Raw genomic sequence first — 12,985 nt, 5'->3', positions numbered from 1 at the left:
GCGATTACCGACCTCTGGAATTTCGGACGGGTAATCGCGCGGTCTCCTGTGATCGGACCCAGAGCGCGAAGTCATGGCTCACAACAGGATTCCGAGAATCGTTGTGACCGGCCGCAACATTGCGCGGTAGCGACCGAAAAGGCCGGCGACTCCTGACAAGTTCGACCACATCGCGAGCAGTTGGGAGGCGAATGTGTTCGCCGAGTTGACACAATGGGCAGACACCGTCGTGCGGCGGCGATATCTGGTGATCTTGATAATGGTGACCGGATTGCTGGCACTGGGCACCTACGGGCTCGGACTCGGCGCGGATCTCAGTTCGAAGGGGTTCGACGATCCGTCCTCGGAATCGGTGCGCGCGGCGCACGTGCGCGACAACGCGTTCGGCCGTGACCACAGCAGCGACGTGATCCTGCTGGTGCGGGCGCCCGAAGGCACCACCATCGACGATCCGGCTTTCGCCGCGACGGTCGTGGCGGGCCTGAACACTCTGCCGCAGCGGTTCCCGAACGAGATCGACCGCGTCAACGGCGCGTATTGGCCGACCGATACCGGCGTGGCCATTCCCGAGGTCTTCGGGTCCCCCGACCGTGACTACGCGTTCGCCTCGGTCGCGGTCAGCGGCCTCGACCCCACCGAACAGGGCCGCAATTACCGCAAGGTCGCCGAGGAGTTCGTGATCCCCGGAGTCGAGGTCGAGCTCGCCGGCGGACAGCCTGTCGCACTCGCGTTGAACGACACCATGGTTCAGGATCAGCGCCGCGTGGAGTTGTTCGCCGTCCCCGCGGTCGCGATCCTGCTGTTCTTCCTGTTCGGCGGCGTCGTCGCCGCGGCGCTGCCGCTGATCGTCGGCGGACTCACCATGCTCGGCGCGTGGGGACTGCTGCGCTGCCTCACCGCGGTCACCGAGGTGAACTCCTTCGTCTCCCCGGTCGTTTCGATGATCGGGCTCGGCCTGGCGATCGACTACGGACTGTTCGTGCTCAGCCGGTTCCGCGAGGAACTCGCCGACGGACGCACCGTCGACGACGCGGTCCGTCGCTCGGTGACCACGGCGGGACGCACCGTGTTGTTCTCCGCCTTGATCGTCGTGGTCGCGGCAGCCGGGATTCTGGTGTTCCCGCAGGGCTTCCTGCGATCGTTCGCCTACGGCGCGATCATCACCATCTCCCTGGCCGCACTGACCTCGATCACCCTTCTCCCCGCGATGCTGGCTGTCCTGGGCAGGCGCGTCGACTGGCTCGGCGTCGACTGGTTCCGCAAACCGGTCGCGAGAGATCGTGTTACCGGCAACGGCTGGGGCCGATTCGCCGCGGGAGTCATGAAACGTCCGCTGGTGGTGGCCGTTCCGATCTGCCTCGGTCTGCTGCTGCTCATCGTCCCGATCCAGCATCTGGCCTTCGGTTCCATCAACGAGCGGTTTCTCCCGCCGTCGCATCCGACGCGCCTGGCCCAGCAGCACTTCGACGAACTGTTCCCACTGCGCCGGATCGACCCGATCGACCTGGTCATCGTCACCTTCGACCCCACCACCGCCGATACCGTGCGCGCCGACGCCAACCACGCCCCCGGCCTGGCCGCGCCGTTCGCCGAACCGATGCAGTCGCCGTTCCAGCCCCAGGTCCTCACCACCCAGACCGTGCTCGCCGAATCCGGCGACGCCGAGGCGACCATCGACTATCTGCGCTCGATGCCGTTGCCGCCCGGCACGACGCTGATGGTCGGTGGGCAGCCCGCCGTGGAGAAGGACAGCATCGACGCGCTGGTCGAGCGCATGCCGCTGATGATCGCGTTCGTCTTCCTGGCCAGCACGCTGCTGCTGGCGCTGACCTTCGGTTCGCTGGTGCTGCCGCTCAAAGCAGCCGTGCTGAATCTGCTCGGGCTCGGCGCCACCCTGGGCGTACTCACCTGGGTCTTCATCGACGGGCACGGCGCGGGAGTGTTCGGCTTCACCCCGCAACCGATCATGTCGCTGGTCCTGGTCGTGATCGTGTCGGTGGTCTACGGGCTGTCGACCGATTACGAGGTATTCCTGCTGTCGCGCATCGTCGAAGCCAGAGCCGCGGGCGCTTCCACCGCCGAAGCTGTGCAGGCGGGTATCGCCCGGACGGGCCGCATCATCACCGCGGCCGCGTTGATCCTGCTGGTGGTCACCGGCGCGTTCGCGCTGTCGGATCTGCTGATGATGCAGTACATCGCCTTCGGCATGGTGACCGCGCTGTTCATCGACGCCACCATCCTGCGGATGCTGCTGGTCCCCGCGTCCATGCGGCTGCTCGGGGACGCCTGCTGGTGGGCGCCGGCGTGGCTCGAACGTTTGCGGCCCGCGCCGGAACACGAAACCCTCGCCCACCCGACACCTTCCGGAGCTGCTCCGACGCCAGTCCGCGGCGACCGGGACTGAACCCGCGGAGTACCACCATGAACGTCCGGAGCGGCACCGTCGAGGTGCCCGCCGCCCCCATCCGCACGCTGCCCGCCTTCGCGTGGCGCGAGGTATCGATCGTCGCCGCCGTGGCCGCGACGCTGTTCCTCGCCAGGATCGACCGCTATCGGATCGGCGGTGACGAACTGTATTTCCTCGCGGCCGGACGGCATCCGTCGGTGAGCTATGCCGATCAGGGCCCGCTGGTTCCGCTGCTGGCCGCACTGTCGGACCACCTCGCACCGGGATCCACGCTGGCGCTACGGGTACCCGCGCTGCTGTTCACGGTGCTGGCCATCGTGCTCAGCGCGGTGATGGCCAGGGAGTTCGGCGGCGGCCGACTCCCCCAGACCGTCGCCGCGCTCGCCTACGCGACCACCCCGATGGCGGTGATGCAATCGGCGATGCTGAGCACCTTCGCCCTCGACATCACCTTGACGGCGGTGCTCGCGTGGCTGCTGATCCGCTGGGTGCGCACGCGCGAGGACTACCTGTTGGTCGCGGCGGGGTTCGTCGCCGCCGTCGACTTCCAGGTCAAGTGGCTGATTCCGATCATCTGGGCGGTGCTCGCGCTCGGCGTGGCCGTGTTCGGGCCGCGGGAGATGCTGCGCAGGCCCGCGTGGTGGCTCGGCTCGGGTCTGCTCGCGGGGTCGGCGGTCCCGATTCTGTGGTGGCAGCACAGCAACGGCTGGCCGCAGCTGGCGATGGGTGCGATCGTGCGCGATGAGCAGCTCGCCACCGCCGGGGTTCTCGCGGCGCCGTGGACGATGATTCAGGTCACCGGTGCGGCCGGTCTGCTGTTGCTCGCCGGGATGTGGGCCGGGCTGCGCGCGCAGCGGTTCCGTCCGTACTGCTTCCTGATCCCGATGATCGCGATCGGGCTGGGCGCGGTGGTGCTCGCGGGCCTGCGCCCCTACTTCGTGGCCGGTGCCTTTCCCGGCCTGTTCGCCGCGGGCGCGGTGTATCTGGCGGACCGGGGTATCACGCGACGCGGCGCGATCATCGGCGGCGGCTTGGGCGCGCTGGCTACCGCGATCTGCGTCGCGCTCGTCGTCGCGCTGCCCCTACCGGAGTCGGCGTTGCGGCAGTCGACGACCGACTATTCGCAGATCCACTCGCGCAGTGTGCTTTTCGGTCCGAGCGGCTGGGACGACCTGGTCACCGCGGTTACCGAGAGCTATCACCGGATACCGCCGCGACAGCGCGAGGGTGTGGTGATCGTGACCCAGAACTATTGGCAGGCAGCGGCACTCGAGGAATTCGGGCCTGCCGCCGGTCTTCCCGCGGTGTTCAGTCCGAACCGCGGCTACGGCTACTTCGGCACCCCACCCGACACCGCGACCACGGTGCTCTACATCGGGGTCGACGGTCCAGACACCGCGCTGCGTACCCGTTTCACACAGACGACGCTGCTGACCCGCGTCGACAAACCCCTCGGCTTTCCCGGCGTGAACCGCGGCGTCGCGCTGTGGCTGTGCGACGGACCGAGCGAATCGTGGTCGGCCCTGTGGCCCGACGCCAAGGAACTGCGCCTGGTCGACGGGACGAGTCGGCATGGGCGATAACGACGCAGCAGTGAACGGAGACAAGACAGTGCGCAATTCGATGGTGCGACGGCTCGCGCTCACGGTGGCGGTCGCCGCCGCGGGCCTGCCTGTCGTCGCGACGGCGCAGGCGGCCCCGGATCTGGTAGCCGCCCGTGCCATGGCGGCGGCTCTGCCCGCGCCGAACGGGTCCTACGCCGTCGCGGCCGCGGCGAACGGGCCGGGCAAGGTGATCGATGTGACCGTGCACTCCGCGGCGATGAATCGACCGGTCACCGTCGCGGTCATTCCCGCCGCCGACCCCGAGGCGCCCGCCGGCTCGCTGTATCTGATCAACGGCGTCGACGGTGGCACCGACACCCCCGACTGGCGCGAAGGCAGCAACTGGTTCACCAAAACCGACGCACTCGACTTCTTCGCCGCGAAACAGGCGAACATCGTGATGCCGATCGGCGGTGCGGGCACCTTCTACACCGACTGGCAGGCCGACGATCCCGGTACCGGACGCAACCGCTGGCTCACCTTCCTCACCACCGAACTGCCGCCGATCATCGATTCGGCCTTCCACGGCACCGGCCGCGACGCCGTCGCCGGACTGTCGATGGCCAGCTCGGCGGTCTTCCGGATGGCACAGCAAGCACCGCTGCGGTTTCAGATGGTCGGCTCGTTCAGTGGCTGCATCCAGACCAGCAACCCGGCCGGACAGGCGATGGTGGCCTCGATCGTCACCGCGCGCCGCGGCAACCCACTCAACATGTGGGGACCACCCACCGATCCGGCCTGGACGGCCAATGACGCCGCCCTCAATGCCGAGAAGCTACGCGGGGTGCAGGTGTATGTGAGCACCGGCAACGGCCTGCCCGGCCCGCTGGACACCTTGAACGGCCCTGGGATCCAGCGTAACCCGGTGAAACTGCTCGATCAGCTGCTCATCGGCGGCGTGCTCGACGGGATCACCGTGGTGTGCACCGCGCTGCTGCGCGACCGCCTGGCCGCCCTGGATATCCCGGCGACCTTCGACTTCCGCCCTGCGGGCACGCATTCGTGGGGCTACTGGGAGCAGGACATGCACACCTATTGGGAACGCGCCGCCACGCTGCTCGTCCCCTAGACACACGAAAATCGGGTGCATCGCGGCCAAGCCGTGCCGCGATGCACCCGAATCGTCCGCTCGTCTACAGGGAGCCACCACCCCCGATCAGCCACGGGTTGAACGTGCAGGTCAGGTTCGGGTTCTGCACCGGGTCGAGCGCCCGCAGCGCGATCGACAAAGCACGCGGCGAGTACATCATCGTCAGGTGATCGGAGATGTCCTGCTCGCACCCTTCCTGCAGCACTACGTTGTTGACCGTCGAGCCGGGGCCCTGGTCGAGGAACGTCAGCTCGTACGGGTTCGTCACCTCGTCGTAGCGCGTGCCGACCACGGTGTAGTCGACACCGGGAACGGTGTCACCGTTGGCGTTGAGCGTCTTGACGAAATCCGAACCGACGGTCTGCTGGATACCGGCGTGGCCGACGAAGATCTCGATCGGTCCCAGCACATCGATGCCGAGGTTGTTGACCATGCGGCCCAGGGCGCCGATGCCGTCGAGGCTGGTGCCGTGGTGGGTGGCACCGAAGGTGATCAGGTTCTTCACCTTGGCCGCACCGCCCTCGTACTTGGTGTACCAGTTCGCCATCGACCCACCTTGGGAGTGCGCGATGATGTCGACCTCGTCGGAACCGGTAGCCGCGAGGACCCGGTCCACGAACGCCGCGGTCTGCTTGGCCGAATCCTGGATGTAGCCCGTGCCCATCACACCGGGCAGGAACGAACCGAGCCCGCCGCCTTCGACGATGCTGGAACGGCCGTAGTTGAACGTGAACGTGCAGTAGCCGGCGTCCTTGATGGGCTGGCCCATGTAGGCGTAACCGTTGTAGGCGTTCATCCAGGTGCCGTGCAGCAGCACGACCGGGCGAGGGTGCTCGGCGGTCGGCTTGCAGTTCCAGTCGTTGGTGCCGGGAGCACCCGCGTCGGGGTTCAGCAGGCCGTACCCGAACGCGGGCAGGAACGCCGTCGACGCGGGGCCGATCGCGCCCGGGTCGGAGGAGTAGCCACCCGAGGAGCCCGAGCTGGAGCCGGAACCACCGAGGCAGTCGCCGGAGCCGTTACCCGAGCCCGCACCGCTACCGGAGGTACAGGCCGAACCCGTGCCGCCGAGCCCGCCATCGGTACCCCAGGCCACATCGCGGCCCTGGTAGATGATTTCGGCCAGCTGCTGTTCGGTGGGTTCGGACGCCGGGTCAGCCGCCGCCCCCGCCCCGGAGAGGGCGACAGCAACAACGCTGACGCCCATCAGTATTGCCGCACGCACCGAGCGTGTGCGGCCACGAGTAATGGTCATGCAAGGTCTGCCTTTCCGAATGCGAAAAAGGAATCGGCTCGTAAGCCGCCCCGAACGTATGCCGGAACAACCGGCACGGAAATCGCTTCCGGTCAGGTGTGTGCACCTCACCATTCACTGTCGCAGAACCCCATGGCCGCGCACAGGAAATATTATTCACCGTTGCGCCGCAGCCTTTTACGAATAATCCGGCGGGAATCGAGGCGGCACACCCAGATCACACAGAATTACGTATTCCATTGTGCCGGCACCTAGCCGGCGCATGCCGCGGACAGCGGTGAAAGAATTCGCCGGATCAGTTGCTGACCGCGGAATTCCGTCTGGTGGCAACCCAGGTGGCGATCTGTGCCCGGTTCGCGGAGTCGAGCTTGGTCAAGATATTGCCCACATGGGTGTCGGCGGTGCGCGGCGCGATGACCAGCCGTGCGGCGATCTCCTTGTTCGTCAGCCCGCTCGCCACCAGGGCCGCCACTTCGTACTCGCGCGGGGTCAGCGGAGCGATCGTGGATCCGGCATCGGGGCAATCGAGCGCCATCGCGACCGCTTCTTCCAGTGGCATCGCATGCCCCTTGCCGAAAGCGGCGGCGAACCCGCCGGCTCCCAGTGCCCGCTCGGTCGCGTCACGGAACAGCGTGTGCGGATGGACGAGAATGATCCGCGGGTCGGTGCCCAGCCGCTCCCAGCCGGCCGCCGCGACACCGAAAAGCGTTGCCGCACGGTGGTGCCGGTCGCGCGCGGACGCCACCCAGGCCAACGATTCGATGTGGTAGGCATCGCCGAAGGTGTTGCCCCATCGGCGAGTGATGCCCAGCGCGGTGCGCGCGCAGGTTTCAGCGGCATCGGGATGCCCCACCAGCACCTCGATCAGGCTGATCGTGAACAGCAGCATCGTCTGGTAGTAGTAATCACCCTGTGCCGCACAGGCTTTCACCAGTTCACGCAGTTCCGGGAGCCGGTACTGCGGATGCGCGGCCGCGGTCGCCAGCGCGTAGGTGTTGCGCGCGAACACGGTCTCGCGCAGGCCGCTGCCGGGGGGCATGCCGCTCAGCGCGGCACCGGCCAGTTCCGCCGCGAGCACATTGTTCAGTTCGACCTTGGCCACCGTCGCCCGAATGGTGAGCACGCGTGCCATCGCGAGCGGGTCGGTCCCCGCGGCGGTCTCGGCCAGGTCGAGCTCGCGGTAGGCGCTGTCGCGATCGGTCAGCCACAGCGAGTGCATCGCCAGCATCGACCACCCGCGTGGCGCGTGCGGCGAATCCGGTGCCAGGCCCAGCGCCCGTTCCAGCCAGGTGTGCGTCTCGTGGTTGGCGCCGGCCATCGTCCAGAATTCCTCGACACACGAGGCCATCTCCAGCGCGGTGCCCGCCTCACCGTCGGTGGACAGCGACCACTCCATCGCGAGGCGCAGATCCAGGTGCGCCAACTGCAGTCGCCGCACCAGTTCGTATTGGCGCGGGCCGAGAAACTCCCGGTCGGCCAGCAGGAGCAGCTCCCGGAACCAGTCCCGGTGCCGCCGGGCGACGCTGTCCGACAGGCGCGCGGCGGCGAGTTGCTCGGCACCGAATTCGCGCACGACCTGTAGCAGCCGGAAGTGCACCACCTCGTCGCCGCGGCGCTCGAGGATCGACTTGTCCACCAGCGAATCCACCAGGTCCACCACGGGGACACCGAGATCCGCACCCGCGCAGACGTATTCGGCGGCCTCGAGCTCGAACCAGTCCTGGAACACCGACAGGCACGCCCACACCCCGCGCTCGTCATCGCCACACAGGTGGTAGCTCCAGTCCACGGTCGCGCGCAGGGTCTGGTGGCGATCCGGCACGCCGTGCGACCACGCTGTCGGCAGCGTGAGGCCGCCGGGCCAGCGCGACACCACCTGGCCGGGCGAGAGCGAACGCAGGCGGGCGGCCGCCAGTTCGATGGCCAGCGGGATGCCGTCGAGCAGCCAGCACAGCCGGGCCACATCGGCGGAGTTCGCCGCGGTGATCCGGAAGTCCGACCGCACCGCGCGGGCCCGATCGAGCAGCAATCGCACCGCGGGATATTCGGCGATGCGCGCCGGGTCGTCCTCGCCCGGCGCGGGCACGGCCAACGCTGGCATCCGGAACACCTGCTCGCCCGCGATGCTCAAAGTCTGCCTGCTGGTGGCGAGCACGGTCACGCCGGGACAGTCCGTGAGGATCCTCGCGACCAGGTCGGCGCACCCGTCGAGCAGGTGTTCGCAGTTGTCCAGGACGAGCAGAGGTGCTTTGCGCCCGAGATGGTCGAGTACCCGTTCGACAGTCGCTTCCCTGGCGCCGACCCGCAGCCCGAGCTCGCCGGCCACCGCGACGGCGACCTCCTCGGGATGTCGCAGCCCGGCGAGTTCCACGAAGAAGACACCGCACTCGTAGGCCGCGACCAACTCGGCGGCCAGCCGCCTGGCCAGCCGCGTTTTGCCGAGACCGCCCGCACCCGTGATCGAGACCAGACAGCTGTTGTCGAGCAGCTGTCGCACGGTCTCGATCTCGGCATCACGGCCGAGGTAGCTCGTCGCCGCTGGGTCGAGCGCGTTTCGCACCATCTATCGCTTCGGGTCCGGCCGGTCGAGGCGAAGGCTGTGCCCATCCGGATCACGGGTGTGCTGGGTCACAGGTGATGGTACTGCGCACCAACGAAGCAGTGGCCGGACCGGCGCAAGCGAGCAAATCAGCCCAAGGTCGTCGCCTTCTCGTTGTGATCCACCCTGGTCCACGCCGAATCGGTGCACAGACCGCAGGTGGCGCCGACGAAGCGGGCGCGCGCGGCCGCTTCGTCGAGCAGCTGATATTTCAGCCAGTCGGTCATCACGTCCACATATTCTCGGCCGTCGAGATGCCCCGCACCGCCCAGCTCGGCGAAGATCGCGGGTACCTGATCGGCTTTGTCGAACAACGGCTTCACGATGAGATCGGTGTCCACGATCCGGTCCTCGGCACCGGCGAGGAACAATGTCGGCCCGAGAATTCTGCCCGGGGACGCGAGTGGGCCGGGCTGCAGCGCCAGTACGGTTCGTACCATTCCGTCGGCACCGGCGTTGATCGCGCCCGCCCCGCCCTGGGAATGTCCGGCAGCCGCCACTCGGTCGGTCGCGATCTTGCCGTAGTAGACGCTGTCGGACTTGTCGTTTCGCCGGAGAAGTTCCCGGCCGCCCGCGAGCATTTCCGCGCCCGAATTCGACATCGTGGTATTCGCGGCCACGACGACGAAACCCGCCGCTGCCCAGTGCTCGAGCAGCCATTCCTCGTAGTAGCCCGGACCCACCCCGGTGCCGTTGCCCCAGATCACCACCGGGTGGCGGGTCGCGCCGAGGTCGGCCGGCCGATACACGGTGTGGTCGGCCCATTTGTCGATGGTCACGGCGGCCGGGGCCTGCGACTCGGAACTGCCGGTACCCGATCCCAGCGGCCCGTTGCGCAGGACCACCGAGCCCGCATCCGACGGGCTCGCCGTCGCGGGCGCACCGGCGAGAACGCCCGCCAGCGACACAGCAGCGACCGCGATGCACGGCAGGAGACGTACGTTACTGCTCATTTCGCTTTTCCTTCGATCGGCATGCCCGCGACGACAAGCGCGGAGCGTAGATACCACAGGTCCGGGCACCGCTTGGCGTCGAAGCCCGTCAAGGCCGCGATGCGCCGAATTCGGTAATCCACGGTGTTGGTGTGCAAGTGCAACATTCGTGCGGTTTTGCGCCGGTTCAGATCATTGGCGATATGACAGCGCAGCGTTTCCAGCAATTCGGGATGAACAGCGAGCGGTTCGAGCACGGTGCGCAGGTATTCCTGTGCCGGACCGGGGCGGCTGAGCTGATATTCGAGTGCGAAATCGCTGAACCGGTGCACCCCACCGACCCGGCCGATCCGCCGGACGATCTCGAGCAATTCGTGCGCGCATTCCGCGGCGGCGGGAATGTCGTCGAGCTCCGCGCGCACCACCGTCACGGTGATCCGGCGACCCGCGGCGCGCGACAGCGCGGCCGCCACGGTGTCGACGTGGTGTTCGGGCCGATCGGCGGTCGGTATCAGGACGGTGCCGCCCTGCGCTGACAGCGCCGCGAGTGCGTCACCGTCGCACGCCCGATCGAGTTCCAGCCGGATACGGGTCATCGCACGGCGCGCTCGCACCCGTTCGTCGAGTCCGTCGGTGCTGTCGTCGCGCGACTCGTCGCCGATGTCCATCGCGAGAACCCAGTACTCGGCGGCCAGCACGACCCCGCAATCACGGGCCGCGATGCGGGAGCGACTGCCCACGATCAGCTGCTCTGCGAGGTTGTCCCTGGCGTGGTCGCTGTGCCCGGTCACGTCCAGCGCATACCGCACATAGGCGGCGGCGACCGCCGCGGAGACGCTGCCGAGCAGGTCGACGAGCTCGGATGCGCGGATATCGTCGCCCGGTTCCAGGATGACCCGCACGCACGGGTGCACCATGTCGAGAACGGCGTCGACCGCGATGCCGTCGCGCGCCCATTCCACCGCGCCGCGTTCCAGCTGCCCGATCGCCGAGTCCACGGATCTGTCCGCCCGCAGCGCGGCGACCAGCTCCGAGCACAGACCCGCTATCGGCCCGATCTCGTGCCGCCGGAGAGTGCTGGGCCCACGGTCGGCGGAACCCGCCAGCCGCACCACCCGATCGAGCTCGGACTCCCGCACTACGCACACCGTCTCCGGCCTGCTCAGCAGGGCGAGCCCGGATTGTGGTCTCTCGCTCATTGGACGCTCCTCACGCGCTTCGAACCGCGATCCAGCGTGCCGCGCCGACCGGTGTGGCGGCATCGGTAGAACTGCGTATCTGTGGGCCGAACATCCGCGCTCGGATCCGCACGCGCAGGTCACCGATTCGCCGCCGATACCGGAGCGATGTCGCCGAGAAGTTCGGCGGGAATGAGGACGACGGCACGAACTCCGCCGTAGTCGGACTCGTTCAACCGGACCGAGTTTCGCCTCCGGCGGCGAGAACGCGGTGGCGTTGTCGACCAGTTCGGCGATCAGGTGGACCAGGTCGGCGACCACCGCACCGATCACGGCGATCTCCGGTATCGCGGCGACGCGGACCCGCGCATACTCGGTGGTCTCCCCCACCGCGCTGCGCACGACATCGGCCATCGGAATCGGTTGGCGCCATTGCCTGCCGGGCCTGCTGCCTCCCAGGATCAGCAGATTCTCGGCGTTGCGCCGCTCACGCGTCGCCAGATGATCGAGCCGGAAGAAGATCTCGAGCAGTTCGGGATCCTGCTGTCCGCGTTCGGCGTCGTCGAGAATCTCGAGCTGGCGGTGCGCGAGGACCTGGCTGCGGTGGGCGATATTGACGAACACAGTGTGCACACTGTCGCGGAGCCGGGCTTCGTCGACCGCCGCGGTGAGGGCGACCGCGGCAGCATGCTCGAACGCCTGTGCCACCTCACCTATTTCGTCGCGCCCGAAGTCCAGCGTCGGCGCCGCGTCGTCGATCTCGGGTTGCGCTGTTGCCGAGCGGATCGCGCTCGGCAGCTGCTCGTCGGCGAGGACCAGGGTCGCGGCACGCAATCGCCGGAGCCGCCGAATGATCCTGTCCGCCAGCACAACCGCGATCAACAGGGCAACGACACTGCCGATCAGGACGATGCCCCCGGTCACCAGACCCGAACGTTCGGAGCGTCGCGCGACGTCGACGGCACTGACTCGGGCGTATTCGTGTTGACCGGCGTACGCGGCGAAGAGACCACCGGCGACAGCGTCGGCAACCTGCTGCCATTCGAGAATCGACATCGGCATTTCGGCATTACCCGACACCGACCGCGACGCGAAACGCTGATTGACCGCGGATTCCATCGCCGAGAGTCGCCGCCAGGATTCGCTCGCCAGGAGATCGAGCAACGCCTGCTTCTGCGGCGAGCCGGCTTCGGCCGCCAGATTTCTGATCTCGGCGTGATAAAAGCCTACTTGCGTCGTGAATTCGTCGAGCCCGAACGCGCTGCCCTGCGAGCTGACCAGGGCGAGGGCTACCGCGTTACTGCGCGACATCGCCTCGGTGGCACTCAGCAGACGGACAGCCTCGGAAACTCTCGTCGCGAGAATCGGATCCGGTGCGGATTGCTGTGCCCGGCGGAATCCATCGCCGAACATCGAGTACGGCGCGTTGAAGAAGGTGTAGGCGTCGCCGACCGAGATCCGGCGGCCGTCGACCCCCGCGCGCAGAGCAGCGATGGCCTCCGCGAGTTTCGCACGCCGAGCGGGCAGGTCCGCCGACGGCTCGTGCCGCGTGGCGTCGACTCGCACGAGCATCTCGAAAGCCCGGTCGACGCGCCCCCGCGCCACGGCCAGTCCGGAAATCGCCTCTTCGCCGGTCAGCAGTCGCAGGGAGAGCAACCGCTCGGCTTGCATAGCCGCCAACACCTCGGTGGCGACCGGCCGTATTCGCTCGAGATCGTCGATCCAGTTCCGGATCCGGTAACTGTCACGAACCAGATTTCCCGCCGTCAGCATTCCGAGGAAAAGCAAGGTGAGACTGGGGACGAGCGCGATCGCCAGAATGCGGGTGCGAACGCCGAGCCGAGCTGAGAACATCGGCCCAACCTAGGACCACGCCGGGAGTTCGACTCGCACTCGGACGCCTTTTTGTGCGGGAAACGCACG

7 protein-coding genes are annotated in these 12,985 nt (G+C 67.7%); 3 read left to right on the top strand and 4 right to left on the bottom strand.

Annotated elements, in window-relative coordinates:
- Window positions 1-193 precede the first annotated feature (193 nt).
- From ACFTS5_RS12265 to ACFTS5_RS12255, 3 genes are read left to right on the top strand one after another with little or no spacing between them, the layout of a single operon-like run.
- Window positions 194-2,404, top strand: coding sequence for an MMPL family transporter (locus ACFTS5_RS12265; RefSeq protein ID WP_378630268.1), 2,211 nt, complete (start codon window positions 194-196; stop codon window positions 2,402-2,404).
- 17 nt (window positions 2,405-2,421) lie between these two features.
- On the top strand, window positions 2,422-3,990 hold the full coding sequence (locus tag ACFTS5_RS12260; RefSeq protein WP_378630266.1) for an ArnT family glycosyltransferase: 1,569 nt from the start codon (window positions 2,422-2,424) through the stop codon (window positions 3,988-3,990).
- Entirely contained in the window at window positions 3,980-5,080 is a 1,101-nt protein-coding gene (locus ACFTS5_RS12255; RefSeq protein ID WP_378630263.1) for an alpha/beta hydrolase, read from the top strand. The genes ACFTS5_RS12260 and ACFTS5_RS12255 overlap by 11 nt, the downstream gene beginning before the upstream one ends.
- Before the next feature lie 64 nt (window positions 5,081-5,144).
- On the opposite strand, the gene ACFTS5_RS12250 is transcribed toward ACFTS5_RS12255, so the two are convergent.
- From ACFTS5_RS12250 to ACFTS5_RS12235, 4 genes are all read right to left on the bottom strand, one after another.
- On the bottom strand, window positions 5,145-6,353 hold the full coding sequence (locus ACFTS5_RS12250) for an esterase/lipase family protein (RefSeq protein WP_378630261.1): 1,209 nt from the start codon (window positions 6,351-6,353) through the stop codon (window positions 5,145-5,147).
- 295 nt (window positions 6,354-6,648) lie between these two features.
- Complete coding sequence (locus ACFTS5_RS12245; protein WP_378630259.1) at window positions 6,649-8,916, bottom strand: ATP-binding protein; 2,268 nt, start codon at window positions 8,914-8,916, stop codon at window positions 6,649-6,651.
- 125 nt (window positions 8,917-9,041) lie between these two features.
- Entirely contained in the window at window positions 9,042-9,905 is an 864-nt protein-coding gene (locus ACFTS5_RS12240) for an acetylxylan esterase (protein ID WP_378630257.1), read from the bottom strand.
- Entirely contained in the window at window positions 9,902-12,916 is a 3,015-nt protein-coding gene (locus ACFTS5_RS12235; RefSeq protein WP_378630255.1) for a nitrate- and nitrite sensing domain-containing protein, read from the bottom strand. Before ACFTS5_RS12235 ends, ACFTS5_RS12240 begins: the two co-directional genes overlap by 4 nt.
- Between the last annotated feature and the right edge of the window lie 69 nt (window positions 12,917-12,985).

This window comes from Nocardia sp. NPDC056952, from assembly GCF_042674185.1.
Lineage (GTDB): Bacteria > Actinomycetota > Actinomycetes > Mycobacteriales > Mycobacteriaceae > Nocardia.
Note: the sequence above shows the minus strand (reverse complement) of the source record. Positions and strands in the feature narration are given on the sequence as shown.

What these genes read in the sequence shown, in the direction of transcription:
- ACFTS5_RS12260 (WP_378630266.1), top strand. Translation starts at nt 2,422, where the DNA reads ATGAACGTCCGGAGCGGCACCGTCGAGGTGCCCGCCGCCCCCATCCGC.
- ACFTS5_RS12255 (WP_378630263.1), top strand. Translation starts at nt 3,980, where the DNA reads ATGGGCGATAACGACGCAGCAGTGAACGGAGACAAGACAGTGCGCAAT.
- ACFTS5_RS12250 (WP_378630261.1), bottom strand. Translation starts at nt 6,353, where the DNA reads ATGACCATTACTCGTGGCCGCACACGCTCGGTGCGTGCGGCAATACTG.
- ACFTS5_RS12245 (WP_378630259.1), bottom strand. Translation starts at nt 8,916, where the DNA reads ATGGTGCGAAACGCGCTCGACCCAGCGGCGACGAGCTACCTCGGCCGT.
- ACFTS5_RS12240 (WP_378630257.1), bottom strand. Translation starts at nt 9,905, where the DNA reads ATGAGCAGTAACGTACGTCTCCTGCCGTGCATCGCGGTCGCTGCTGTG.
- ACFTS5_RS12235 (WP_378630255.1), bottom strand. Translation starts at nt 12,916, where the DNA reads ATGTTCTCAGCTCGGCTCGGCGTTCGCACCCGCATTCTGGCGATCGCG.